The following is a 26,694-nucleotide window of genomic DNA, read 5'->3' as shown; positions in this document are numbered from 1 at the left end:
CGGTTGGCGATATTGAATCGCTTCCCTACATCGAGGCGGTTCGTCAGCTGAAGTGGGAGTTGGGACCAACCAACGCGCTGGTTATCCATCTAACGCTAGTGCCCTATCTTTCTGCCTCTCGTGAGCTGAAGACAAAGCCCACGCAGCATTCTGTTAAGGCACTGCTGGAGTTGGGAATACAGCCCGATGTTTTGGTGCTGCGCACGGAGCATACGCTGCTACCAGACCTTCGGAAAAAGGTGGCACTATTCTGCAACGTTGAGAGTGAGTCGGTGGTTGAATCCATCGATGTTTCTACCATCTATGAGGTTCCTCTGCTTATGCTCAAGGAAAACCTTGACAAAACAGTGCTACATAAGCTAAATCTACCTTTGGGGGAAGAGCCACAGCTAAAGGCGTGGAAGCAATTTGTTGCCAAGCTCAAAAACCCCAAACAGGAGGTGAAAATCGCACTAATTGGTAAGTATGTTGAGTTGCCCGATGCTTACAAGTCCATTATTGAGGCCTTTGTGCATGCCGGTGCCGCCAATGAGTGTAAGGTGAAGTTGGAGCTTATTCATTCTGAAAAGTTGGAAACAGAGAATGTTGCTGACCTGCTCAAGGATATGAAAGGCATTTTGGTTGCACCAGGATTTGGACATAGGGGCATCGAAGGAAAGATTGCGGCTGCAAAGTACGCGAGAGAAAACAATGTCCCATTCTTTGGTATTTGCCTTGGAATGCAATGTGCGGTGGTTGAATATGCACGTGACGTGCTAGGCTATGCCGATGCCAACTCCACGGAGATGGTTCGGAATACTAACTACCCGGTAATTGATCTTATGGAAGATCAAAAAAATGTTACCGACAAGGGAGGTACCATGCGTTTGGGAGCATACCCCTGTGTAGTTTCTAAAAACACAAAAGCATTTGAAGCCTATGGCGTTGAGGAGGTATTTGAACGCCATCGTCATCGCTATGAGTTTAATAATGAATACCTCGACAACTTTATTGGTGCCGGAATGGTTGCCTCAGGAATGAACCCCGATACCGGACTGGTTGAAATGGTTGAACTACCTAATCACCCTTGGTTTGTAGGTGTTCAATTTCATCCTGAATACAAGAGTACTGTGGTGAACCCACATCCTTTGTTCGTCGATTTTGTAAAGGCTGCCCTCAGTTGGTAGCCATTTCTTTCAGTTCTCGTTGGGTTGAAGTGTGGAACTTCTACGCATTAAATTTGTTTAATTAGGATATTTACTTCAGATGGATAAGAATACAATTTATGGACTTGTTGCAGTTGGGATAATTCTAATTGGGTTTAGTCTCTACAACGGTAAGCAGGAGAAGAAGTATGCTGCAGAAAAGCATCGCCTCGACTCCATTGCTGCCCTAAGTGCCCCGGTGAACTCCACCAATGTAGCTGGCGATACAGCTTATGCTGCCACAGCAAAGGCTGCCGAATCAGCCAAATCGGATAGCGTATATAAGGCCAGCGTAAGCCAAAATCTTGGTGAGATGGGTAGTGCGCTTACCGGTAAGGAGAAGTTTATTACTCTCGAAAACGACTTGGTTAAGATTACGTTGACCAATAAGGGTGGTAAAATCTATTCCGTTGAGCTCAAAAAATACAAAACTTATGGAGGTAAGCCGCTAATCCTATTTCGTGGAGAGAGTGAGAAGTTTAGCCTGAACCTGTTTTTGAAGGAGTCGGTGGAGACGGGAAACTTCTACTTCTCAACTGATTCCGATCAGAGTGATGTATCGGTAGCGAAGGGCGATAGTGCAAAATCGGTTGCCATGCGTTTAAATATAGCCGATAACAGCTACATGGAGTACAAGTATACCTTGCGCCCAGGTAGCTATATGGTCGACTACCAGATAAGCATGGTAAATATGAATAAGTATATCTCTCCACAAACCACCGGAATAGATTTAAAGTGGGAGGCCGACGTTTACCATTTAGAAAAGGGAGCTGAGAATGAGGATAACTATACCACCATTGGGTATATGTTCACCTCCAACGAATATGAGGAGTTGAGTCCTCGTAAGCCTAGTGAGAGTGAAACCATTTCAACCAAGGTACAATGGATGGCGTTCAAGCAGCAGTTTTTCTCTTCCATTATTCTGTCGGGCGATGGCTTTAGCAATGCAGTGTTGGGGTATACAAACAATCCTTCGCTAAAGGATACCGTGCTGAAGCATTTTAAGGCTGATCTTACTATTCCGTATAGCCCACAGGATAACAAGCCAATTAACCTTCAGTTTTATTTTGGACCAAACGGGTACAATACACTGAAGTCCTATGGCCACGATTTTCAAAAAGTGGTGCCAATAGGTAGCTGGATAATCAGGTGGATCAACCGCTATGTGGTTATTCCCTCCTTCGATTTACTTGGACGCTACTTTACTAACTACGGGCTAATTATTTTGCTGCTTACCCTCGCCATTAAGCTGGTGTTATTCCCATTGACCTATAAGTCGTATCTCTCTTCTGCAAAGATGAGGGTGCTCAAGCCCGAGGTTGATAAGATTAATCTGAAATACCCAAAGAAGGACGAGGCTCTTAAGAAACAACAGGAGGTAATGGCGCTCTACAAAAAGGCGGGTGCGAGCCCATTGGGCGGCTGTTTGCCCATGGTGCTGCAGTTCCCCATCCTTTTTGCAATGTTCCGGTTCTTCCCGGCATCCATAGAACTTCGTCAACAGAGTTTCCTTTGGGCCGACGACCTTTCATCGTACGACTCCATATACCATCTACCATTCAATATTCCACTGTATGGCGACCATGTAAGTTTATTTACCTTACTGATGGCTGGTGCACTGTTTGTTACCTCCCGTATGAGCTACACCCAAATGGGCGATACCAATGCGCAGATGCCAGGAATGAAGTTTATGATGCTCTATTTAATGCCAATCATGATGATTGGGTGGTTCAACAACTACTCCGCTGGGTTGAGCTACTATTACTTCCTTTCCAACATGGTAACTTTGGGTCAGACCTACTTTATTCGCAGGTTTGTGGACGACGAAGCATTGCTGGCTAAGCTAAGGGAAAATAGCAAGAAGGTGGTGACGAAGTCGAAGTTTCAGCAGCGACTTGATGACATGGCACGATCCCAGCAGAAGAAAAAGAAATAGATTTTTTAACGGATAAGATGATAGTTACGCAACAAGCGCGTATGAAGAATATTTTCCTTAACATGCTTAGACAATGCTCTTGGGGGTGTTGATATGCTTGGTATGTTTGAATGATTAATCTTTTTGAAAAAGGCGGAAGTTTGTAATACATTCTTCCGCCTTTTGCTTTATGTGGCTTCAACTTTGAGTTGAAGTTTTTTGTTATTTATAGGTAAAAATGATCGAGAGTTTGTTTTACATAAATATGGTAGCACTTTTAGCCTAATCATAAATACTTATAAACTGCAATTGAGCGTTAAATAGTAATTTAACCATATGTATTTACTCAAATTGGTTTACATTAGAGGAATAGATGTGACACTTTTTTGGTATGACATTATCCCAATCATATTATGATGTCAAAAAAGAATGGACAACCGAAAACAGCAATGACCACTCCTCCCGATCCGGATGCGCTGGTGCGTAAGCAGGTAGGTCTCATTGTTGACAAGATGAGTGGCCATGCCATATTCTTGGTCGACCGTAAGGGAGTTGTTAAGAGTTGGAACTTTGGTGCAGAAAAAGCATTTGGCTACACTGCCAATGAAATGGTTGGAGAATCGGGAAATAAACTGCTTCAAAAAGGGGGGAATGGTGTATTCTTATCCAACTTATTGGGCGATGTTGATTTTCAAAAGTCGATTGACTTCGAACAGTGGGTTTACCGTAAGAACAAAACTCGATTCTGGGCAAGCCTCGAAATTTCAGCAATAGCAGGTACAAATGGTGGTGAGTCAATTTTCGGATTCATTGTGCGTGACATAAGTGAGCGTAAGCGGGTGGAGGATAGCTTGAGGGATAGCCAGCAAAAGTTAAGGGCAATTCTGGAGGCAATGCCCTCTCCAGTTTTTGTGAAGGATACGGAGTTGGTGTATACCGAATGCAACCAAGCGTTTGCTGAGTATAATGGATTGGCTCGGGAGCAGATCATAGGATCAACCATATTGGATTTATTTGAAAAAAGCAAAGCAGAGATATATAAAAAGGCAGACCTTGATTTATTGAAGAAGGCGGGAACTCAGGTATATGAATCCAAGGTGCGCTTTAAGGATGGAACAGATCACAACGTGGTTTTCAGGAAAAGTGTTTATAACGATGGGGGTGAAAAAACACTTGGTATTGTTGGCTTAATTGAGGATATTACCAATAGGGTAAGGGATAAGGAGAATCTTCTACAAATCAATAGAATATACCAGCTAATACTGGAGAACAGCATATTTGGCATTTCACTCATTCAAAATCGCAAATTCAAATGGGCGAATAATAGGCTAGGAGAGATGCTTCTTCGACCATTAGAAAAGCTTCAGGGAGTATCCACCAGAATAATGTATCCTTCCAATGAGTTTTATGAGCAATTGGGGCATGAAGCATATCCACTTTTAGACAAGGGCGAGCCTTACCAAAACACTATTCAGCTCAAGCGAAGTGATGGCACGCTATTTTGGTGCCGATTCATTGGCAAAGCAATTGCTCCCGAAAGCCCACAGGAGGGAACGATTTGGATGTTTGAGGATATTACCGATTTGAAGAAAATTCAGGATGAGCAGAAGATGGTCGAAATGGCATTAAAGCAGAGTCAAGCGAATCTTCTTGCACTAATTGAGAATAACGATGATTGCATCTGGTCGTGTGATGCTAACCTGATAGTTACAGCCTATAACAGCAAGTTTAAAAGGCGGTTACAAGATTTGTTTGGGCTTAACCTAAAAATTGGAGCTAAAATCTCCAAACTACCGGGAGTATCGTTCTCCGTTTGGAAAAATAGGTTTGCGAGTGTTCTTCGAGGCCAAAAGTTTTTGTCAGTTGATGTTTTTACTGAAAACAGCGCCTTTGTCTACAATGAGGTATCGTTATTCCCAATTCAGGTGGAGGGTGAAGTTACAGGGATTGCCTGTTTCTCAAGAGACATTACGCCGCGAAAACTTGCAGAGGAGGCGCTTCTTAAGAGTCAATCAAAGCTTACAGTAGCCATGGGGTTATCTAAGATGTGCAGCTGGGAATTCGATGTGCCAACTAGCACGATTATTTTAGACGAACATTTTTACGAAATCTATGATGATACGTCGAAAGGGCAAGCGCGTCAGCTAACCGTTCAGGAATTCTTCGACCGCTATATATTTCCTGAGGATTGGCCAAAAATTTACGAAATCTTAAATGCAAGCATCGCCTCAAATGGTGAAGGCACCCTCAACCAATTTGAGCATAGCATGAAGCATAAAAATGGTGAATGGAGGCATGTGGTTGCTCGGTTTACGAATGTTAAGGATCACGATGGAAAGCTTATTCGATTCCTAGGAGCAATACAAGATGTTACCGAACGAAAAAGGATTGAGATTCAGCTGAAGGAACTCAACGCATCCAAGGATAAGCTTTTTTCTATTATCGCCCATGACCTAAAAAATCCATTTCATACTATTATTGGAATTAGTGAGTTGATTAAGGCAAAGGTCTCCTCGAAGGATTATGCTCCACTTGATTATTATGCAAAATCGCTGTATGACGTTTCCGCACAAACATATAACCTACTTGAAAATTTGCTCGAATGGGCAAATTCGCAGAAGGGTGGAATTACTTATAATCCGAGGAAGGCTAACCTACTCAGCCAAATTACCGAAGTTGTTGACCTTTTATCAGGGATGGCCAGCAGAAAAAATATTAGCATTACAGTCAACATCCCAAATATTATTACCGTATTTTCCGATTTGGACATGCTAAAGACGATTTTACGAAACCTAATCTCCAATGCTATCAAGTTTACCTATACAAATGGTAATATTCACCTTCAAGCCACCATCTCGAATTCGATGGTGCAGCTTTCTGTACTCGATAGCGGAACGGGCATGAACGCTGAAACGCTTAAAAATCTCTTTAAATTGGAATCTACCAAGTCTATTCTTGGCACTAGCAATGAGAAAGGGACTGGCCTTGGTTTAATACTTTGCAAGGATTTTGTTGAAAAGCAAGGAGGTGTTCTCTGGGCTGAGAGTGTGGAAGGGAGAGGGAGTGTTTTCAGTTTTACTCTTCCTATTGCGAATAATTAAGTGGGATATATCTTCTTTTACCAACGAAAAAGCCACCATCCGGTGGCTTCTCATTTTGATATATATGAGTTCGACGATATTACTTACTCGACCTGCCGCATATTGTGGAAAACGTTGGTCACATCCTCGTCGTCTTCGAAACGGGAGAGCAACTTTTCGATATCTGCCATCTGCTCCTCGTTAAGTTCCTTGGTATCGGTTGGGATGCGCTCAAATTCTGCGGACACGATTTCGAAACCGTTATCTTCCAAATATTTCTGTAGTGGTCCAAAGGCCTCGTATTCGCCATAAATCACGATATCGTCATCTTCCACAAATAGCTCCTGTGCACCAAAGTCTATAAGCTCAAGCTCAAGCCCTTCGGGGTCAACACCTTCTTTGCCCTTAACCTTGAAAAAGCACTTGTGCTCAAACATGAAGTCGAGGCTGCCGGAGGTTCCCAGCGTTCCGTTAAGCCGGTTGAAGTAGCTACGCACGTTTGCTACTGTACGGGTAGGGTTGTCGGTTGCAGTTTCTACAATAATGGCAATGCCGTGGGGACCATAACCATGGTATGCTATCTCCTTGTAGTCAGCCTGATCCTTTGATGAGGCCTTTTTAATGGCACGCTCCACATTTTCCTTGGGCATGTTGGCTGCCTTGGCATTTTGAATCAGCACTCTCAAGCGGGGGTTACTTGCTGGATCTGGTCCTGCCGATTTCACGGTCATGGCTATCTCTTTTCCCAACTTTGTGAAGGTTCGGGCCATATTGCCCCAGCGCTTCATCTTGCGTGCTTTCCGGTATTCAAACGCTCTTCCCATGCTTCTGTATCGATTTTATTCGTAAAAGTTGTGCAAAAATAGTTCAACTTGCCTTATTTCGAATAAGATTGTAAAAAAACTTTTTGAGCGCTTGATAAAAAAAGGGAGAGCCACCCTCTCGAGCGGCTCTTAACCCAAACGTAGTAAACCTAATCAAAAAAACTATTCATATTTTAACGTAATGGAAGGACTTGTTCTCGCTGCCTTAATGGTTTGGAATATTACCGTAACTACAGCAATTGCATAGGCAATTAACGAGGCTTCAATAAATTCCCATGGCGACAAGCTAATGCGGTAGGCAAAGTTGTTGAGCCAGCTGTGCATCAAGTAGTAGGCAATAGGCCAAGCTATGATGGTAGAAATAATAAACAGTTTGTTTATCTCCTTCAGCAGCAGGAATACGATGGTGGAAATTTGTGCACCCATCACTTTTCTTATGCCAACCTCACGGGTTCGTTGCTCTGCAGTAAAGGAGGCTAATCCAAACAGGCCAAGGGCTGCAATAAATATGGCCAAGATGCTGAAAATGGTAAATAGGTAGCCTGCTCGTCGATCATCCTTGTATTGAACGTCGAGCATTTGATCGAGGAAGGTGTAGTCGTAGGGATCAACTGTTCCTGCAAACTCTTTCCATTTAGCCTCCCCACTCTTTATGATTGAATTCACATTAACACCATCGGCATACTTAATGGTTACATACGATCCATTTCTATTGTCGAGTACTATGGCTAGCGGGTTTATTTTGCTGTGTAGACTTTCGAAGTTAAAGTCTTTCACTACTCCAATAACGGTTAGGTGCTGTGAGGTGTTTGCCACAATTTTAGTCCCAACAACTGGCTCTTTCAGCCCCATAGCCTTTACTGCAGCTTCGTTAATTACAAGTCCTGCGGTATCTGATGCAAAGTCACGGCTATAATAGCGACCTTCCACCATGGTTAAACCTAGCGTTTTTGCAAAATCCCAACCGGTGTTGAAAATGCTGAGCACGTTAGTCTCCTGCGAAGGTGAGCCTTCGGGTAAGAATACTGTAGAGCCAATAAGTGTGGATGGTAGTGCTCCGGAAAGGGCTACACTCTTAACGCCGGGAATGGCTGCCAGTTCCTTTAAAAATGCGTCTCTCCTTTCTTCGGGAACGGTGAATGCCCTATTTATTACCAGCTCATTGTGGCGGTCAAAACCGAGGTCTTTGGATCGCGTGTAGTTTACCTGTTTGTAAACAACAAAGGTGGATCCTAGCAATCCAATTGTAATAATAAACTGAATCACCACTAAGGCACCGCGCAACCAAACGCCCGATGCACCTGAGCGAAGCTTGCCCTTGAGCACTTGCAGTGGCTGAAAGCGAGCGAGGAAAAAGGCTGGGTAACTTCCGGCGAGGAGCCCAACAGCAATAATTATTCCAAGCAGGGTAGCAATAGTGATGCCTATCGGCAGGCTTGTTATGGATAGTTGTTTTTCGGCCAGTAAGTTGAAATATGGAAGAAGAAGGGCCACCAAACCAATGGCAATTAGCAGCGAAAAGAACGTAAGAATTATTGACTCAGTAAGGAATTGATTGATGAGCTGCGATTTTGTGGAGCCTACAACCTTTCGAATACCAACCTCCTTTGCCCTTTTTGCTGAGCGCGCGGTGGCAAGGTTCATGAAGTTAATACTGGCTATGGCTAGTATAAAAAATGCAATAATCATAAAGACGTAAACCATGATTAGGCTTCCTCCGGGCTCAATTTCAAAGTTTTGCTGAGAGTGTAGGTGAATATCCTTAATGTTTTGCATGGTAAAGCCATAGCTGTTATCGCTTTTTGAAAACTGCTCCGGCGTAATGCCTAGAAACTGTTCTACCTGGGGACCAATATATTTCTTTACAATCTCAGGAAATTTAGATTCAATAATTTTGGCATCACCCTTATTTTCCAACAGAATGTAAGTATAGAAGTTATTTGAAATCCACATGGTGCCGTTGATGAAGTTGCTATCCATGGAGTTCATGGAGGCAATAAGTTCAAAGTGAAAGTGGGAGTTATGGGGAAAGTCCTTTGCCACTCCGGTAACCTCATAGGCTGTTTTTTCATTACCCATATAAATTGTTTTGCCTATTGGATTCTCGTTCCCGAAGTATTTGTTGGCAATCGATTCTGTGAGCACAATGGTGTGAGGGCGAGTAAGCACCTTTGCCGGGTCGCCTTTGAGTAATTCTAATCCATTGAATACTTGGAAGAAAGTGGAATCGGCAAAGGTTATGTGATGCTCCACAAAGCACTTTTCACCGAATTGTATTACCGGCGTACCGATGAAGTTAAAAACTCTACAGAAGTTTTTTACCTGAGGGTAGTCCTGCATCATGGCGCTACCCATAGGAGCAGCAGTAATTGGACCACTGAATTCGGTGCCCATCATTTTGGCGTTAATGCCAAGTCGGTAGATACGGTCGGCATTTGGGTGGTAGTTGTCGTAACTTAGCTCATCGGCTACATAGAGCATTATCATCAATGCTGAGGCAATGCCAATGGCCAATCCAGCCACGTTAATCAGCGTATAACCTTTTTGACTAATTAGGTTTCTGAGTCCAACCTTCAAGTAATTTTTAATCATAGCCTAAGTTGTGTTGATCAGATTAATAAGTTGTGATGGTTTTGAACTATCAAACCACGTTCCGATGTGTGTATTATGTTAGTAAACAGTATTATAATAAGTTTTTGAATTGTTGTTTTCTGTTCGGTTTTATTTCAACAGTGTTCGTTATCGAACAAAATACCTTTGTCGATGGCAATTGAATTGGGAAGCAGAATGGGTTTTGGCCTTTCGAAGTTTGATGTGGGCATAAATGTTTCTATTTTTGGTTGGATTATTAATGCCACGATGAACGATAAAATAAACCCTCAGATTGAGGAGAGTTGGAAAAGTGCCTTGTCCGAAGAGTTTGAAAAGGACTACTTCAGGCAGCTGAAGAACTTTTTGGTGGCTGAAAGGCAATCGCACTTGGTTTTCCCTCCAGGAAAGAACATATTTGCAGCATTTGACCATACCCCATTGCCGCAGGTAAAGGTGGTGATTCTAGGGCAAGACCCATACCATGGACCGGGCCAAGCACATGGATTATGCTTTTCGGTACCGAGCGGAATTCCTAAACCGCCATCCCTCATCAATATTTTCAAGGAGATAAGCAACGATTTAAAGATTTCCATGCCAGTAAGTGGCAACTTGGAGCGGTGGGCCGATCAAGGCGTTCTACTGCTTAACGCAACCTTAACGGTGAGAGCCCATATGGCTGGGTCGCACCAGAAAAAGGGGTGGGAAGAGTTTACCGATTCCGTAATTAGGACCATATCGGAAAAGCGTGACGGTGTTGTTTTTTTGCTTTGGGGTGCCTACGCCCAAGCAAAGGAGAGCATAATAGATACCTCCCGCCATTTTGTGCTAAAAGCGCCACATCCTTCACCGCTTTCCGCCAGTCGAGGGTTCTTTGGTTGTGGCCATTTTTCCAAAGCTAATGAGCTGCTTCGTAAGCAGGGGCTTTCAGAAATCGATTGGCGATTAGAGTAATGCAAGTAGATTCCATACTAGCTATTGTTAAATCATGTGAAAAGGAATACCACCCCTAAACCTTTTCGCGTTTTAGCTGTATTGTTTATGCATAATAAGGTATTTTTGATGCTCTTAATTCTCAAATAAACTATGAAAAGAAATTTCCTATTTGTCATTCTCTGGCTTTTCTCGCAATTGGCCTTTGGTCAATCTCAGCAGTTGGAACTTAAGGTGCTTCAAACATCCGATGTGCACGGAGCCATTTTCCCCTTCGACTTTATTAATAATAAACCGCTGGATGCATCGCTTGCGCAGGTTGAAACCTACGTTAAAGAGGTAAAGGCCTCCGGTATTCCATATCTTTTGCTCGACAACGGCGATATTCTGCAGGGTCAGCCCGAATCGTATGTATACAACTACGTGAGAACAGATGTTCCTCACCTAGTTGCGCGAGTGTATAACTACATGGGTTACGATGCTGCCGAAGAGGGAAATCACGACATTGAAGCTGGCCATCCGGTTTTTGACAGGGTGGTAAAGGAGTCGAATTTTCCTTGGCTTGGAGCGAATGCTGTAAAGGAGGGTACTCACGACCCTTACTTTAAGCCTTACGTAGTATTTAATCGCGATGGGTTGAAAGTTGCTGTGCTAGGGCTAATAACCCCCGGAATTCCTAGCTGGCTGCCCAAGGACTTATGGTCGGGGATGGAGTTCGATGATATGGTTGAAACCGCCAAGCGTTGGATGGAGGTTATTAAGACTAAGGAAAAACCGGATGTGATTATTGGGCTTTTCCACAGTGGTACCGATCCTGCCTATGGCCATGTTGATTCTCTCTCCTACAAGAATGAAAATGCCAGCGTTGTGGTGGCCATGAAGGTTGCCGGGTTTGATGCCATCATGATCGGGCATGACCACTTTGCCATCTGTAAAAAGGTTGTTGGCCCTACTGGTGATTCCGTAGTTGTGTTGAACCCGGGTCATGGGGCACAATACGTTTCGGAGCTTACCATAAAGGCATATCGCGATAGTAACGGAAAACTGGTGAAGCACTGTAGTGGAAGAATAGTTCCCATGAGGGGTGTGGCAGCCGATCCTGAATTTATGAAGACTTTTGCCGACGACTACAAGGCTGTGAATGATTTTGTGTCGAAGCCAATAGGTTCTTTCGCTAAGTCGATAAGTACGAAGGATGCCTACTTCGGTCCTTCTGCCTTTATCGATTATATCCACTCTATTCAGATAAAAAACAGTGGTGCTGATGTCTCTTTTGCTGCACCCCTTTCGTTTGTAACCGAAGTTCATGCCGGACCAATATACGTGCGCGACCTATTTAAGCTCTATAAATACGAAAACCGATTGTTTACTATTTGGCTTACAGGTAAGGAGATTAAAAACTACCTAGAGTTCTCGTATGGTGACTGGTTCAACCAGATGAAGAGCGTTGATGACCACCTTATCCTTTTTGAAACTGATGCCCAGGGCAACGTGGTCCTCGACAATAGAGGGCACGCAAAGGTGAAGAATCGTTACTACAACTTCGACTCAGCATATGGTATTTATTACACCGTGGATGTTACAAAACCTGTTGGAGAGCGGATTACCATTTTGAAAATGGCCAATGGCGAGCCGTTCGATATGAATAAACGGTACACCGTTGCCTTGAACTCCTACCGAGCCTCTGGCGGCGGGGGACATTTGACCTTGGGTGCAGGAATTCCCGAGAGTGAGCTTCATAGCAGAGTTGTCAAGATGGGTGATACCGATTTCCGTATGGTAATACTGGAGGCAATATCGGCACAAAAAGGTGCTGTAGATCCGGTTGCCGCTGACTTCTGGAGCGTTATTCCTAACGCATATTTAAAGGCCGGTAAGGCTAAGGACTTTCCGCTGCTTTTTGGAACAAAAAATGATGGAGAATAGTATGTCTGAGGTCGATATATTTGAGGGGGGCAGAAGGCTTCCCCTCGTGGAGGATTTTTATACAATTCAGGGCGAGGGCTTTAATAGCGGTAAGCCTGCCTACTTCATTCGCTTAGGTGGTTGTGACGTGGGCTGCAGTTGGTGCGATGCTCGCTATACCTGGAACCCTAAGCTCTATCCACCGGTTGATATAGACGAGATAGTTGCCCGTGCAGCGTCGTTTCCTGCTCAAGCCGTGGTGGTTACTGGGGGAGAACCCACATTGTATCCACTCGATCAACTCTGCAATAAGTTGAAAGAGAAGAATATTCTCACCTTTATCGAGACGTCGGGGGCGCACCCGCTCACAGGAACATGGGATTGGGTTTGCCTATCACCAAAAATATACCAGCCGCCGCTTCCGGAAGTTTTTGCTCGGGCTAGTGAGCTCAAGGTGATTATTAATTCGGAGCGTGATTTTGAATGGGCAGAAGAAAATGCTGCAAAGGTGCTGGATAGCTGCATGCTTTATCTTCAGCCAGAGTGGAGCGTATATAAGCGTATAATTCCTCTTGTAGTTGAGTATGCAAAGGAGCATCCTCGATGGAATGTCTCCATACAAATTCACAAGTATATGCATATTCCATAGTGGTGTAAATTGCATAGTGCAAACATAAAAGCAAATGAAAAGTTTAAGGTATTGGTTGGCTGTTTTTTCTTTGGTTGTTGCCATGGGTTTCAACAACAGCGCTGCTGCACAGCCAGCGCTAACGACACACTCAAAAAAAGCAGTTGAACTTTACCACAAGGCTCAGTACTTCTACGATAGGTATGGATATGCCATGGCCATAACCTCGCTGGAACAGGCCGTGTCCATCGACCCAAAGTTTGTGGAGGCTTACCTCTTCCTTTCGCAGATGTATCAAGATTTGCTGCAGTTTAGTAAAGCCATAGAGTATGGCGATAAGGCCTTGGCTCTTAACGATAAAGTGTATCCTGAGATACGCTTTTCGCTTGGTCAGATGAAGCTCATGCTTGGAAGATACAAGGATGCCTTGTCCGACTTTGAGCAATTTGAGGCTATTCCTAAGCTGTCACCCATTAAAATTGCTTTCACCGATTCACTCATGGCTCGTTGTCGCTACGGTATTCAAGCAATGGAGCATCCTGTACCGTTCAATCCTGTTAACCTTGGCGATAGCGTAAACAGCGAGTACGACGATTACTGGCCGAGCATTTCGGCCGATGAGAAAACACTGGTAATTACCTCCAACATTCCTCGTGATACTCTTTTACCTTATTCAGAGAAGAATAGGCAGGAGGATTTCTTTATATCCACCCAGAAGGATGGACATTGGACTGCGCGTAAGCCACTTGGTCCACCTATAAACAGTGAGATTAACGAAGGTGCTCAGTCACTCACCGCCGATGGCAAGGCCATGTATTTTACCATCTGCAGCCGTAACTGTAACATTTTTTACTCCAAGCGCAATGGTGATCGTTGGGGAATTCCGGTTGCTCTGCCGGAGCCAGTAAATTCAAGATATTCCACTAAACAACCTTCGATTTCACCTGATGGCCACACGCTCTACTTCTCAAGCAACCGGCCAGGTGGTAAGGGTGGCTTCGACCTTTGGCTCTCGCACCTGCTCGATGATGGAAGCTGGACTGAGCCTGTTAATTTGGGCGATAGCATCAATACGCGTGGAAATGAGTTTTCTCCGTTTATTCACTTCGACAATTCAACCCTTTACTTTTCCTCAGATGGTCATATGGGGATGGGAGGCGAAGATATCTTTGTTTCGCATAAGCTTGGCAACAATATTTGGAGCAAGCCTGTAAATGCCGGATATCCTATCAACACCTGTCAAGTGGAGGATGGTTTGGTGGTAAGTGCAAAGGGTGACCACGCCTATTTTTCGTCGGTAAGGGAGGGAAGTAGAAGGCGCGATGTTTACATGTTCGATCTTCCTAAGGCAATTCGACCAACTCCTGTTTCCTATATCAAGGGAATTGTGGTTAACGCGGTTACGGGAACACCCATTGAGGCTAAGGCTTCGTTGGTGGATTTGGCCGACAATAAAACCCTGATGGAGGCAAGCTCCGATCCTGAAACGGGCGAGTTCCTGGTGTGTATCCCCGCCCATAAGAGCTATGGCTTTACGGTGGAGCACCCCGGTTACCTATTCTACTCCGACAACTTTATGGTGAGTGGCGATTATGGCATCGATCACCCTTTCGAGAGAGTAATTAAGCTGGTGCCGGTAAAGGCGGGAGAGACGGTTATCCTTCGTAATATTTTCTTTGCTCTTGACTCGTGGCAGCTGCTGCCCGATAGCTATCCTGAGCTTGAAAAGCTTATCGGACTGCTCAACCAAAATCCTACCATGAAGATTGAGGTGAGCGGACATACCGATAATACCGGAACGCACGAGCACAACCAGCAGCTATCCGAAAATAGGGCTAAGGCTGTGGTTGATTACCTAGTGTCCAAGGGGGTAGCTGCTAGTCGACTCACCTACAAGGGCTACGCCGATACCAAGCCGGTTGCTGATAATTCGACACCAGAAGGACGTGCCCTGAATCGACGCACGGAGATGAAGGTGGTGGAGTAGGTAATCCAATTCAAACCTCTTTCTGGGTTAAGGAAATTCTTTTATTGGGGAAGGTGGAAAATAGAAAAGCCCAAGTCGCATGACTTAGGCTTTGTTGAGCCGGTGATGGGAATTGAACCCATGACCTCTTCCTTACCAAGGAAGCGCTCTACCCCTGAGCTACACTGGCCAATAGAGCGGGAGACGAGACTCGAACCCGCGACCCTCAGCTTGGAAGGCTAATGCTCTACCGACTGAGCTACTCCCGCTTATTGATTGTGTTTTGGTGGGGAGAGCAGGATTCGAACCTACGAAGGCGTACACCAGCAGATTTACAGTCTGCCCCAGTTGGCCACTTTGGTATCTCCCCGTTGCTGCAAAGAACTATTTGCTCGAAAGCGTTGCAAAAGTAGTTTTTTTGCCCGAAAACAAAAGGTTTCCGAAGGTTATTTTCAGAAAAAAGTTATTAACAATGAAAACAGATTTGAAAATCAAACCCTTGTGTTGCTAAGCTTCCGAAAAGTCTTCTAGGTTACGTTGAAGATTGACCATCTTAATGGCAGTTACAGCAGCTTCGTCACCCTTATTACCATGCTTTCCACCAGCTCTTTCCCTTGCTTGCTCCTGCGTGTCGGTGGTAAGCACGCCAAAGATGAATGGCATGTTATACTCCATGTTGAGGGTGGTAATACCCTGCGTTACCCCTTGACAAATGAAGTCAAAATGGCGGGTTTCACCTTGAATTACGCATCCGAGGCAGATAACTGCATCAACATCGGCACTCTCGGCCATTAGCTGTGCCCCTAGGGTGAGTTCAAAGGTGCCAGGTACAGTAACTCTAACGATGTTTTCCTTCTTTGCACCATGTTTCAGTAGGGTGTTGTAGGCCCCCTGACTGAGTGCTTCCGTAATTTCTGAATTCCATTCGCTAACTACGATGCCAACCTTCATATCGGCGGCAGAGGGGATTGGACTTCCCTCGAATTTGGATAAATTTTTTTGTGCTGTGGCCATGGTAGGTGTGTGTTAATAAAAAAAGGAAAGTATCAATGTTTATTGATACTTTCCTTGCAAAGGTATAAAAAGATTACTAACCTTAATTTCCCATTTTCATAGTAGCACGAGCAATATATTTGTCTATATCTCGAGCTTCCGTTGTCTTACTGTATTTGTCCTTAATAATTTTGTAGACCTCAACGGCATCCTTATATTTTCCCAGAGCCTCGTATACGCCTCCTGCCTTCATGAGTGCAGTAGGAGCGGTAAAATCATTGTCATTCAGGTCGGCAGCCTTCCGGTAGTATTTTGCACCTTCGTCAAGTTTATTCAACTCAACGTATGCATCACCAATCCCAATCACTGCTTCGGGGCCAACTATCATGTCGTTTCCATCGTAGCCTTTAAGCAGATCGATTGCAGCCTGAAAGTTGCCAAGGTGGAGGTTGCACATGCCTGCATAGTACTTGGCTAAATTGCCAGTCTTCGTTGAACCAAAGTTGCCAATAATCTGGTTAAACCCGAATGCGTTTCCATCGCCATTTAAAGCGAGTTTGAAAGAGTCGCGCTCAAAGTATTGCTGGGCCTGATAAATTTGCTTCTGGGCCTCCTTTTCCTTTGGGGCCAAAATTAGATACTTGTAGCCGAGGAACAATCCAACAATCAAAGCAATCCCTGCGAGACCGTAGAGAAAACTTTTGTAGTGTGTTTCAATGAACTGTTCAGTTTTGGAAAGAGTTTCCTCGATTTTCACGATATTTTCCTCTGTAGAATTGCTTTTCTGTTTTGACATAATGGCTCCGTTTTCAATAAACCTTGGCAAAAGTAACCTTTTTTGAGAAACTAGGAAATATTTCTTTATCTTTTTAAACCCATTTGAATTGCGGCGCGATTGCCCTAACTTTACACCCAAATCCATTTTGCTCATGCGGCTCGACCGTCTTTCGCTACTAAATTTTAAAAACTTTCAGGAGGTAAGCATTAACCTTAGTGCCGGGCTAAACTGTTTTGTGGGTGCCAACGGTGCTGGGAAAACAAACCTTCTCGATGCGGTGCACTACCTCTCCATGAGCAAGAGTTTCTTGATGACTGCCGATATTCATAGCATTCGGCATCAGGAGGAGTTCTTTGTGCTGCAAGGTGATTTTTTTCGCGATGGACGTGAGGAACGAATCTACTGTGGGGTGAAGCGAGGAGTGCCCAAAGTTTTCAAGCGCAATGGGAAAGATTACGAGAAGATTTCTGACCATATTGGCTTACTACCGGTGGTGTTTGTTTCACCCTACGATACCAATCTGATTGACGGCCCCGGTGAGGAGCGTCGCAGGTACTTAAATAGTGTTATTTCCCAGCTCGACTCCTCTTATCTCACAGCCATGATGGATTACAATCGGGTTTTGAGTCAACGGAACCGTTTCTTAAAGCAGGCTTGGGAGAAACGCCATCTTGACGAGGAGGTGATGGATGTGCTCGATTTGCAGCTGTCTACTTTGGGTGCAGCAGTATATGAGCGACGCAGGCAGTTTGTGGACGAAATAGTTCCTCTATTCAACAATTACTACCAATTTGTAAGTGGTGGTAAGGAGAAGGTGGAGTTGGGCTACGAGTCGAGCCTCTCAAAAAAGCCGCTTGTTGAGCTGCTGAAAATGAGCCGTGAAAAGGATCGCTTTCTTCAGCATACCTCCGTTGGTGTTCATCGTGACGACATTGAGCTGTTGATTGACGGCTTTCCTGTGAAGCGGGTTGGTTCGCAGGGACAGCAGAAAACGGTGCTTATTGCACTTAAGTTGGCACAGTTTGACTACATTAGCAGGGCAACGGGATTGAAGCCGCTGTTGCTGCTCGATGATATTTTCGACAAGCTCGACATGCAACGCGTGGAGCAGCTAATCGCCTTGGTAGCAGGGGAGGGATTTGGCCAGATATTTATTACCGATAGCAATAAGACTAGGCTCGACGGTATACTGCGGCAAACCATGGGGCAGCACCGCCTATTTAGGGTTGATGATGGATTAGTAATACCAGTGGACGATGAGAAATAGTAACAGCAAAACCATAGGCACCATTTTGAAGGATCTTATCAAAGAGCAAAACCTTCAGCCCGGCCTCGATAGAGCCAGAATTATCTTGGCTTGGCCCGAAGTGGTGGGCCTTAACGTGGCGCGAGAAACGCTGAAGGTTTCGGTACACAATCGTGTGCTCTTTGTAAGCTTGCGCTCGGCCATCGTACGCTCGGAACTACTCATGCTCCGCAAGGACATTGTGGCAGCCATCAACCGTAAGGTGGGCTACAGCGTTATCGACGATGTGGTGCTTCGCTAGACTGGACGAAAAATCTCCCTCTGCGAAAAAAAGAACTCCATCTCTATTTGAGCATTCTCATCGCTGTCGGAGCCGTGAACAGCATTCATCGTTTTGCTGACAGCATATAGCTTACGGATGGTACCATCTGCTGCTTGGCTGGGGTCGGTGCTTCCCATAAGTTTGCGGTAGTCTTCTACAGCGTTCTCCTTTTCCAAAACCATTGCCACCAAGGGTCCAGAGGTCATAAATTCAACCAATCCGCCAAAGAACTCCTTTCCCTTATGCACTTCGTAAAAACGTTCGGCTTCCTCCTTGGTAAGTTTTACCATTTTAATGGCCCTGATGTAGAAGCCAGCATCGGTTACCATGTTAAGTATGTGCCCAATGTGATTTTGCTTAACTGCTGTGGGCTTTACCATCGAAAATGTGAGATTTCCTTTCATGTTTTATAGTTATTTGAGTTACTAAAAATAGTTGTTTTTATATTACGGCTCTCTTCCCCGATGCAGAATTTCATTCGAATTGAATATTAGCCTTCACGATTGAAATAGGCGAAAGTCTCAAGACCAAATCAGACTTTTCCCCATAAAGTTGTATCTTTGAACTTAATTTAAAACCGTAGCGCTTTGATTCTAAGTGATAAGGCTCGTTTTGTAGAGCTGCTGATTCCAATACTTTCCACCTCGAAAAACATTTGTATCATTTCGCATGCCAACCCCGATGGAGATGCCATTGGCTCTTCGCTGGGACTCTTTCATGTGCTCAGTAACAACGAAAGGCGCGTCAATGTTTTGATGCCTGATCGATTACCCGAATTTTTACGCTGGCTACCCGGAGGCGCCGATGTGGTAATTGGTTACGACCAGAAGGCTCAGGCCGCTAAGGTGCTTGCCGAAGCCGACCTTGTAATCTGCCTCGACTTTAACCAGCTCAACAGGGTAAACGGCCTTGAGGAGGGACTTACTAAAACAACCGCCAAGCGCATCCTTATCGACCACCATCCAGAGCCCGACGACGTTTTTGCCCTAGGTCTTTCTGTAACCTCTTCCAGCTCCACCTCCGAGCTGGTATACGATGTTGCCGAAGGGTTGGGCCTTACTACTAACCTTTCTAAGGAGGCAGCTACCTGTATCTATACCGGCATAATGACCGATACCGGTTCGTTTAGCTACGGCATTGCCAGCGGACGACCTTTTGCAGTATTGGCCCACCTAATGGATGCCGGCGCGGAGAAGGAGAGAATCCACGCCGCTGTTTACGACAGCTTTTCCGAAGGTCGCATGCGGCTAATGGGGCTATGCCTCAAAGATAAAATGGTTGTATTACCCAAATTACGAACGGCATACATTTCGCTTACAGCTGCTGAAATAAAGCAGTACAGCAACAGAATTGGTGATACGGAGGGCTTTGTAAACCTTCCGTTATCCATTGAAGGCATTGTGTTTACAGTGCTTTTTGTGGAGCGTGAAGATCAAATTAAGCTATCGTTGCGCTCCCGCGGAAATTTTGCAGCCAACGAGTTTGCAAAGAAGCATTTCAGCGGTGGAGGACATAGGAATGCGGCAGGAGGGAAATCGACCAAAACTCTTATGGAGACAATTGCCGAGTTCGAAAAACTATTGGAAGGCTATGAAAAGGAATTGCGTAACGCATAGCATTATTTTTTTGGGTTTGCTGTTGGCTGGTTGTCACAATGCAAAGGAGCAGCCTCAGCTTCCAATTGACGCTTCAACGCTAAGTAACAGAATACAGAGCGTTAATAAGGAGTTGATCAATGAGGATAAACACCATATAGTTAGGTATTTCGAACGTAGAAATTGGCCCTATAAAGCAACTGGTTCCGGTCTTTATTACTATATTTACCATCAAGGTAATGGTAAAAAGGCTGTTAGTGGATGCGATGTAACAATCTCCTATAGCATAAGCCTACTCAATGGAACTATTTGCTACGGTGGCGATAAGCCGGTGGAGAAGAGCATTGTTCCGGGAATGGGCAAGGAGGTATCGGGATTAGAGGAGGGAATTTTGCAAATGAAAGAGGGAGATAAAGCAATCTTGGTGATTCCACCACATTTGGCTCACGGACTGCTTGGTGATGAGGAGAGAATCCCGGCCCGGTCCATAATCGTTTACAATATCACGCTGTTAAAGGTATCTCAAACTCAGTAACCATGAATAGAGTAAGCACTTTTCTACTTTTGTCATTTGCTGCCCTAGCAATTCTAGGTTGTAAAAAGTCTCCATACCCAGGGTATGAGGAGAAACCCAATGGGATTTACTTTAAGTTGCTGGCCATTGGTGACGTAGAAAAAAAGGCTACTATCAACGATTACATTACGGCCGATATTGCTTACCGTACCATGTCGGACTCCACCTTTTTTAGTGGGCGCAGAAGGTTTCAACTCTCTGCCTCTCGCTTTCCAGGCTCGGTGGATGAGTGCTTTGCCATGCTTTCACAAGGAGATAGCGCCTCCTTTATCATTTCAGCCGACAACTTTTTCCAAAAAACGTTGGAATCGCCTAAGCCATCCTTTCTCGACAAACAGTCGAACATGAAGGTTGATATCAGGCTTGTGGAGGTTCAAACACAGGAGGATTACAATAGGGAGAAGGAGGCCTTCCTAACTTGGATTGAGGATTTTGGTGATTACGAAAAGGTTATACTGAAGCAGTTTTTGGAGCAGAAGAAGATTGATGTGAAGCCAACAGCTTCGGGAATGTACTTTGTACCACTAAACCAGGGTCATGGAATGCCTGTTGTCGCTGGCGATACCGTGGTGGTGGATTACGAAGGAAAGTTCTTAAATGGAAAATTTTTCGACTCCACCAAGAAGCGGAAGGAGCCCTTCTCCTTTGTTCTTGGCGAAAAGTGGCAGGTTATTGATGGGCTTGAAGAAGCTATAGGTTATATGTGTGAAGGTGAAAAAGCTTTAGTAATTTTGCCCAGTCCTTTGGCTTTTGGACGCGATGGTTCCTCAACAGGTATTATACCACCATTTACCTCTGTAGTTTTTGAGGTAGAGCTGTTAAAGGTGTATAGGGGTAATGGAGCGTTACCAACTGCGACTAAGGATACCTTAAAGTAGTTGAACCACTATTTTAATGCTGTTAAAGTTTTGAAGTATAATTTTTTGGAAATGAAGATTTGGTTATATATCAGCGCCATTGCCTTGTTGGTTTCTTGTACCGCTGAGAATGGCGATATTATTACTGCCCAAAATACAACCCTGCAGAGCTATCTCCGCTCTCACAATTTAGCCTACGAGCAGGTAGGAAGTGTATTCCACGCCATACAAAGCAAAGGATACGGCTATAAACCAAATATTGGGGATACTGTAGTTTTTAACTATACTGAGTACCTTTATAATGGCAGCACTCCCATAATGTCGAACGTGCTCGATACCATTGAGCGCTATCACATTGATACCACTTTTTTTAAGCCCGTTGCTAGCACGGTCGTCATTGGTCAAACCGACCTTATTGGTGGCCTTAGAGATGGGTTAATGCTGCTGCAGCAGGGAGAGGTTGGCGATATATACATGACCAGCGATGTAGGCTATGGCGCAAAGGAGGCTGGTCCAGTGCCGGCGAACTCTATGTTGCATTTTAGAATTCAAATACTATACGTAAATGGCGCAAGTATTCAAAATGAAAAGGCAAGCATCTCCAGCTACATAAGTTCTAATTCAATTTCTGCTACAACCCTTCAATCGCAGGGATACTACTTTATTCCGTTAACGCAGCATGTGGTTCCCTTAGTAACGTTAGGGGATACTGTTTATGTCCACTATAATTGTTATACCCTCGATGGCACAAGCCTTTCTGCAATTTCGGTATCCAATAACAATTTGGCGAGCTTTGTGGTAGGAAAAGGCAAACCGGTGCAAGGAGTTGATCTGGCTTTTCTCCAAATGGCCAGCAGGGATACTGCCGAGGTAATTTTACCTTCGTGCCTAGCCTATGGTAATTCAGGTTTAACTGATATTGTAGGTCCATACCAGCCCTTACGCTACACCGTTGTTCTAGATAGCATTAAGGGGCATTGACGTGAAGCCGAAGAAATTAGTCAATAGGGACTATAGGCCAATACGGCAATTTCCGGATGACGTTATTGGATAGTTAAAAGTTAAAAGTTATAAGACTGGTTTAAAGTTCCTAATGGCCTAATTACCTAATAACCTAATATCCTAAGCTGCTATCCACCTCCCTTTTACACAGGATCAAGTTACGCAGAGTTTGGAATAACCCTAACCTCTTTTCTTAAACTATTGATTGCCAGGCGGTGAATTTTTTTTACGTTTGGTGTAAAGAATGACGCTCGTCAGACCTGTACAACCCAAAATGGGTGGATAGTGATGATTTTGTTAGGCCTACAAACGAGTTAGCAACAAGCAAAATGAAGAAAAAACTTTTCATATTATTATTGATTGTAATGGGATTAGATTCTACTTACGGTCAGATTTTAGATAAGAGATATGTTGACAATTGGATAATTGGGACTTTTCCAAATTCATTGATTGATAGCTCAACTATGTATTTAATTAACGGATTCCCATTTAATTGTAAATCTGTCAACAATGAACTCAGTAGGTATAAAAACGAGGATATAATTGTTTTTGATCTAATTGATAAATTGCAAATAGACTCCTTGACAAGTTTTAAGTCTAGATCAAGTGTAATCATTTTAACGACAATAGGAAAACAATCAAGTAAATCGATTGATTCTAATTTCGAGAAAGCGAAACGAAGATTCTTGAAACGTAACATAATAACAACCGCTGACATTGACACATCTTTGAAAGAACCTGTTTTGATAATTAATGGTATGCAGATTTTTCATAAAGATTGTTATAATAGGATTAATGCGATTAAGATTACAGATATTTTAGGAATTAATTTGATTGATAAACCAGTTTCAAAAGAGATTTATGGTTCAAATAGTATTAATGGACTGATAATGATTAAATCTAGATAAAATTGCCTGTTGTTAACATCGCATATATTTATTGGGGTTGAAGCGCCAATTTAAAGGTTTTTGCTTCTATTAAAGTTTTGTATACCGTGATAGTGAAGCGCTCCGTGGTTCCCCAACAAAACATATGCGTAACGTCAGCAGCCATTATTGAGTGAAAAAATAAAATGAACAGAAAATGCAAGAAGATACCGACTATAAAGTCAACGATGATTTAGAACTTTACGACAGTGTAATTGAAAATTTTTCTGTTGACCATAAAAACGGCACAATATCTTTTACAATTCTCAAAGTAACTGGGAGAATCGACAAAACACCAAATTCTTTTACTTACAAAGTCAGACGAGGCACACTGGTTTTTGACAAAGTAATTTTTGCCAATATTTCTTATGGACTTTACTTCAATGAATTGAGCGAATTTTATAGAAGTGCTGAATTGAAATCATCAAAGTTGTTATCGGATTATTGTAAACGATTACCTTCAACAATTAAGGCAGAGAATTTGAAACATTACTATTTGGGAATTGACAACGGAACCGATTACAAAGAACTTGATATCATTTGCAATAATCATTGCTTGACACTTGAGGATGATGAAAAAATATTACACGAAGACTTTGATTGGCTCAATGGACCAATCTATAGTGCGATAAAAAATAACGGCTGCTAACAGTAGTTATGGGTTACTTTGCCTCGTCTGATAACCGAATGGCCACAAAGGGTGACCATTTTTGCTTAGGGTCGATGCGTTGCTCTTGCACACCAACGCTAGGAAAATGAGTAGGTTAGAGTTAATCTACCTGCTCTATTTTTTTATCGGAAAGCCATGAAAAATTCATACATTTAAAGAACAATTTTTTCGAGCATTTTGTATGGAGTCGCACGGTAATCGTACAATATTTATTGCGATTGGAATTTTGCTGGCCATAATTCTAATTGGAATTATGGGATTTATGCGCATAGAGGGCTACTCCTTTATCGAGGCGCTCTACATGACAATAATTACGATTAGCACCGTTGGGTTTAGGGAGGTTCACCCTCTCTCGCACGTGGGAATGTGGTTTACCATAATGCTCATAATTTTCAGCCTTGGCCTTTTTGCATTTTCCATTTCATTAATAACCAAGCAGCTATCAGATCGACTTCTCAGTATTTATAATGTCAAAAAAAAGATGGAAAAACAGATATTGAAACTAAAGGACCATGTTATTGTGGTTGGGTACGGGCGGAATGGTTCGCAGGCGGTGGAAGAATTGCTCTCCAACAACATTCCGGTTGTAGTAATTGAGAACCGTCCTAAGGTCATCCAATACATGCAGGAAAATCCAAAAATAATCTATATCGATGGCGATGCCACCGAAGATAGCGTGCTGCATAAAGCAGGGATTAAGGATGCCAAGGCGCTCATTAGTGCTTTGGCAAGCGATGCCGACAACCTGTTTGTAGTAATAACCGCCCGCGAAATAAACCCTGACATGGTCATTATTAGCCGGGCATCGGTCATAGCCAACGATAAAAAGCTAAAGCTGGCTGGTGCAACCAATGTTATTATGCCCGATAAAGTTGGTGGACAAAAAATGGCTAAGCTTGTTATGCAACCCGATATCCATGAGTTTGTGGAAAAAATAATGCTTCATCGGGTTGGCGGTGTTTCCCTTTTCGAAATTTCATGCTCGGGGATACAGCCCAACACCAACAAAACAATCGGAGAACTTCAAATTAGGGAAAAAACAGGTGTAAGCATCCTCGGGATTAAGCAAGAGAATGGACTCTACATACTTAACCCATCATCGGAGACCATTCTAAAAAAAGACATCATGCTCTTTGTTCTGGGAAATAAGGAGCAGGTTTTACTGCTTAAAAGAATTTTGAGTTGATAAAGCAAGGGTTAATAAGTTGCTGGTTATAGGCTGCAACGATTGATGTGAAGAATATTGCAACAAATCTTCCAATTGGTTTTTCTTTTAATGCATCTTTGGTAGCAACGCGTTTATGGAACATCGATCGCCATAAAAATTTTGAATACTGTAATTAATCCACAATAATTTAGTAGTTGAAACAAGGCAGATAATTGCAGATTGTCATTTTGCGAGAAGTCCCAACCAGAAAACCGCCCAGCACTTTAGAAAATTCCCATTCAAATAATTTGTTTCCTTATTGGGAAACAAATATCTTTGCAGAAAACTAAAATCATTGATCGAGAGATTTAAGGTTCGATTTCTTGAAGAAGCGGTTGAGTTTCTTGAGAGCCTTGAAGAAAAGCCAAGAGAAAAGGTATACTACAATATTAGAAAGGCTCAAGTAACCAATGTTAAAGGCTATTCAAGAAGTTGACCGGGGAAATTTGGGAGTTTAGAACCTTGTATAATCGAACTCACTATCGACTTTTCGCATTTTGGGATAGAATAGACAAAATTGACACTATGGTGATTTCTACACATGGGTTGATTAAGAAGACAGACAAAACTCCCATGGGTGATATTGAGAAAGCAGAGAAGTTAAGAAAATTGTATTTTCAACAAAAAGGTTAATAATCATAAAAATGGCAGCGATGAAAACATACGGTTTGGACGAAATGATTGATAAGCACATTGGAGAGCGTGGAACGCCCAAACGTGAATCCTTCGAGACTGAATTGCGCTTAGACTTGCTTGGAGCAGCAATAAAGCAGGCACGAAAAGAGCGTCACTTAACTCAAGAGGAACTTGGTGTGCTAGTTGGTGTTAAGAAATCTCAGATATCAAAGCTTGAAAACAGTTTGACAGATGCAAGGTTTGAAACAATTATTAAAGTTTTTAAGGCTTTGAATGCAAAAATCAATTTTAGTGTTGAATTGCTTCATCAGGAAGTTAAGATAGCATGATCAAAGTAAGGTGTTACGTTTAAGAATTTATTTGGGACAATAATGGTTTAACTATTTATTGATCCTAAATTAGAATTATGTTTCGTTTGATGGGCTTTTAGAATATCCGGTTTTTGGAATTGGGCATATCACTCCACCCTATTCACCCTTAAAAAATTCACCACCGCCACCGTTTCCAGAATGGTGAATATTCCACCGGCTGCCACCAGCGCATGCATCAGGCCAAAACGGTCGGCCATCCATCCAAAGAGCGACCCCAGCACGCTAAAGAATATGCGAATCACAGAGTTGCGCACCGAGAGTATGGTGGCGCGCGATTCCGATGGCGATATTCTATTTATGGTGTTTTTGACCCTACCCTATGGGCTCAGTTGGAATATGAAAGGAATGAAATTTACTTTAAAGTAGCAAACTGTTGCTTTCCTGTTATGGTATTCTCCTCAGCGCGGCTCGGTAAGGGCCCAATGATGGTAGAACATACTCCCCGTAATTTTTTTGTGTGTCGTAGGTGCGCCACTATCATTTAGTAATTGGA

The 26,694-nt window shown here is 43.4% G+C and carries 23 protein-coding genes and 3 tRNA genes; 17 read left to right on the top strand and 9 right to left on the bottom strand.

The window, feature by feature from the left end:
• From VMW01_14360 to VMW01_14350, 3 genes are all read left to right on the top strand, one after another.
• A partial coding sequence (locus VMW01_14360) for a CTP synthase (GenBank protein ID HUW07427.1) occupies positions 1 to 1,166 on the top strand: 1,166 nt, incomplete at its 5' end.
• Between the two features lie 79 nt (positions 1,167 to 1,245).
• Positions 1,246 to 3,120, top strand: a complete 1,875-nt coding sequence (gene yidC, locus VMW01_14355; GenBank protein HUW07426.1) for a membrane protein insertase YidC — start codon at positions 1,246 to 1,248, stop codon at positions 3,118 to 3,120.
• 395 nt (positions 3,121 to 3,515) lie between these two features.
• Positions 3,516 to 6,200, top strand: a complete 2,685-nt coding sequence (locus tag VMW01_14350; protein HUW07425.1) for a PAS domain S-box protein — start codon at positions 3,516 to 3,518, stop codon at positions 6,198 to 6,200.
• A gap of 83 nt (positions 6,201 to 6,283) precedes the next feature.
• Here VMW01_14350 and VMW01_14345 read toward each other — a convergent pair whose 3' ends face one another.
• Both VMW01_14345 and VMW01_14340 read right to left on the bottom strand, forming a co-directional pair.
• Positions 6,284 to 7,003: a YebC/PmpR family DNA-binding transcriptional regulator gene (locus VMW01_14345; protein ID HUW07424.1), complete on the bottom strand. Its 720-nt coding sequence runs from the start codon at positions 7,001 to 7,003 to the stop codon at positions 6,284 to 6,286.
• A gap of 162 nt (positions 7,004 to 7,165) precedes the next feature.
• A complete protein-coding gene (locus tag VMW01_14340) occupies positions 7,166 to 9,595 on the bottom strand; it encodes an ABC transporter permease (GenBank protein HUW07423.1) in 2,430 nt (809 codons plus the stop codon).
• A gap of 171 nt (positions 9,596 to 9,766) precedes the next feature.
• Here VMW01_14340 and ung point away from each other — a divergent pair, with 171 nt between their 5' ends.
• From ung to VMW01_14320, 4 genes are all read left to right on the top strand, one after another.
• A complete protein-coding gene (gene ung / locus VMW01_14335; protein HUW07422.1) occupies positions 9,767 to 10,546 on the top strand; it encodes a uracil-DNA glycosylase in 780 nt (259 codons plus the stop codon).
• 132 nt (positions 10,547 to 10,678) lie between these two features.
• Positions 10,679 to 12,451 (top strand): 5'-nucleotidase C-terminal domain-containing protein, encoded by a 1,773-nt coding sequence (locus VMW01_14330; protein ID HUW07421.1) that lies wholly within the window; start codon positions 10,679 to 10,681, stop codon positions 12,449 to 12,451.
• On the top strand, positions 12,438 to 13,079 hold the full coding sequence (locus tag VMW01_14325) for a 7-carboxy-7-deazaguanine synthase QueE (protein HUW07420.1): 642 nt from the start codon (positions 12,438 to 12,440) through the stop codon (positions 13,077 to 13,079). The genes VMW01_14330 and VMW01_14325 overlap by 14 nt, the downstream gene beginning before the upstream one ends.
• Positions 13,080 to 13,113: 34 nt before the next feature.
• Positions 13,114 to 15,045: an OmpA family protein gene (locus VMW01_14320; GenBank protein HUW07419.1), complete on the top strand. Its 1,932-nt coding sequence runs from the start codon at positions 13,114 to 13,116 to the stop codon at positions 15,043 to 15,045.
• A gap of 97 nt (positions 15,046 to 15,142) precedes the next feature.
• On the opposite strand, the gene VMW01_14315 is transcribed toward VMW01_14320, so the two are convergent.
• The 5 genes from VMW01_14315 to VMW01_14295 all read right to left on the bottom strand — a co-directional run bounded on the left by VMW01_14315 (position 15,143) and on the right by VMW01_14295 (position 16,813).
• A tRNA-Thr gene (locus VMW01_14315) sits at positions 15,143 to 15,214 on the bottom strand.
• A gap of 6 nt (positions 15,215 to 15,220) precedes the next feature.
• Positions 15,221 to 15,293: transfer RNA gene (locus VMW01_14310), tRNA-Gly, on the bottom strand.
• A 15-nt stretch (positions 15,294 to 15,308) separates the two neighbouring features.
• Positions 15,309 to 15,394 (bottom strand) — tRNA-Tyr (locus VMW01_14305).
• 137 nt (positions 15,395 to 15,531) lie between these two features.
• Positions 15,532 to 16,038, bottom strand: a complete 507-nt coding sequence (gene ribH, locus VMW01_14300; GenBank protein ID HUW07418.1) for a 6,7-dimethyl-8-ribityllumazine synthase — start codon at positions 16,036 to 16,038, stop codon at positions 15,532 to 15,534.
• An 82-nt stretch (positions 16,039 to 16,120) separates the two neighbouring features.
• Positions 16,121 to 16,813: a tetratricopeptide repeat protein gene (locus tag VMW01_14295; protein ID HUW07417.1), complete on the bottom strand. Its 693-nt coding sequence runs from the start codon at positions 16,811 to 16,813 to the stop codon at positions 16,121 to 16,123.
• A 133-nt stretch (positions 16,814 to 16,946) separates the two neighbouring features.
• On the opposite strand from VMW01_14295, the gene VMW01_14290 reads away from it, so the two are divergent.
• Together VMW01_14290 and VMW01_14285 are read left to right on the top strand one after the other, a co-directional pair.
• Complete coding sequence (locus tag VMW01_14290) at positions 16,947 to 18,062, top strand: DNA replication/repair protein RecF (GenBank protein HUW07416.1); 1,116 nt, start codon at positions 16,947 to 16,949, stop codon at positions 18,060 to 18,062.
• Complete coding sequence (locus tag VMW01_14285; GenBank protein HUW07415.1) at positions 18,052 to 18,342, top strand: DUF721 domain-containing protein; 291 nt, start codon at positions 18,052 to 18,054, stop codon at positions 18,340 to 18,342. Before VMW01_14290 ends, VMW01_14285 begins: the two co-directional genes overlap by 11 nt.
• Here VMW01_14285 and ndk read toward each other — a convergent pair.
• Positions 18,339 to 18,767: a nucleoside-diphosphate kinase gene (ndk, locus tag VMW01_14280; protein ID HUW07414.1), complete on the bottom strand. Its 429-nt coding sequence runs from the start codon at positions 18,765 to 18,767 to the stop codon at positions 18,339 to 18,341. The genes VMW01_14285 and ndk overlap by 4 nt on opposite strands.
• Before the next feature lie 183 nt (positions 18,768 to 18,950).
• Between ndk and VMW01_14275 the strand changes: the two genes are divergently transcribed.
• The 8 genes from VMW01_14275 (at position 18,951) to VMW01_14240 (ending at position 26,159) form a co-directional block, all read left to right on the top strand.
• Positions 18,951 to 19,979: a bifunctional oligoribonuclease/PAP phosphatase NrnA gene (locus VMW01_14275; protein HUW07413.1), complete on the top strand. Its 1,029-nt coding sequence runs from the start codon at positions 18,951 to 18,953 to the stop codon at positions 19,977 to 19,979.
• The gene (locus VMW01_14270) at positions 19,954 to 20,493 is read left to right on the top strand and encodes an FKBP-type peptidyl-prolyl cis-trans isomerase (GenBank protein ID HUW07412.1); all 540 of its coding nucleotides are present in this window, start codon (positions 19,954 to 19,956) and stop codon (positions 20,491 to 20,493) included. The genes VMW01_14275 and VMW01_14270 overlap by 26 nt, the downstream gene beginning before the upstream one ends.
• A 2-nt stretch (positions 20,494 to 20,495) precedes the next feature.
• Positions 20,496 to 21,410: an FKBP-type peptidyl-prolyl cis-trans isomerase gene (locus VMW01_14265; protein ID HUW07411.1), complete on the top strand. Its 915-nt coding sequence runs from the start codon at positions 20,496 to 20,498 to the stop codon at positions 21,408 to 21,410.
• A gap of 51 nt (positions 21,411 to 21,461) precedes the next feature.
• On the top strand, positions 21,462 to 22,370 hold the full coding sequence (locus VMW01_14260; GenBank protein ID HUW07410.1) for an FKBP-type peptidyl-prolyl cis-trans isomerase: 909 nt from the start codon (positions 21,462 to 21,464) through the stop codon (positions 22,368 to 22,370).
• A gap of 299 nt (positions 22,371 to 22,669) precedes the next feature.
• Positions 22,670 to 23,299: a hypothetical protein gene (locus tag VMW01_14255; protein ID HUW07409.1), complete on the top strand. Its 630-nt coding sequence runs from the start codon at positions 22,670 to 22,672 to the stop codon at positions 23,297 to 23,299.
• A gap of 175 nt (positions 23,300 to 23,474) precedes the next feature.
• A complete protein-coding gene (locus tag VMW01_14250; protein HUW07408.1) occupies positions 23,475 to 23,966 on the top strand; it encodes a hypothetical protein in 492 nt (163 codons plus the stop codon).
• A 202-nt stretch (positions 23,967 to 24,168) separates the two neighbouring features.
• Entirely contained in the window at positions 24,169 to 25,173 is a 1,005-nt protein-coding gene (locus VMW01_14245) for an NAD-binding protein (protein ID HUW07407.1), read from the top strand.
• 665 nt (positions 25,174 to 25,838) lie between these two features.
• Positions 25,839 to 26,159, top strand: a complete 321-nt coding sequence (locus VMW01_14240) for a helix-turn-helix transcriptional regulator (GenBank protein HUW07406.1) — start codon at positions 25,839 to 25,841, stop codon at positions 26,157 to 26,159.
• A gap of 128 nt (positions 26,160 to 26,287) precedes the next feature.
• Here VMW01_14240 and VMW01_14235 read toward each other — a convergent pair whose 3' ends face one another.
• Complete coding sequence (locus VMW01_14235; protein ID HUW07405.1) at positions 26,288 to 26,455, bottom strand: hypothetical protein; 168 nt, start codon at positions 26,453 to 26,455, stop codon at positions 26,288 to 26,290.
• Positions 26,456 to 26,694 lie beyond the last annotated feature (239 nt).

The sequence above is a fragment of the Williamwhitmania sp. genome, from assembly GCA_035529935.1.
In the GTDB taxonomy this organism is placed as follows: domain Bacteria; phylum Bacteroidota; class Bacteroidia; order Bacteroidales; family Williamwhitmaniaceae; genus Williamwhitmania.
This window is presented reverse-complemented; position numbering and strand designations above follow the sequence as displayed.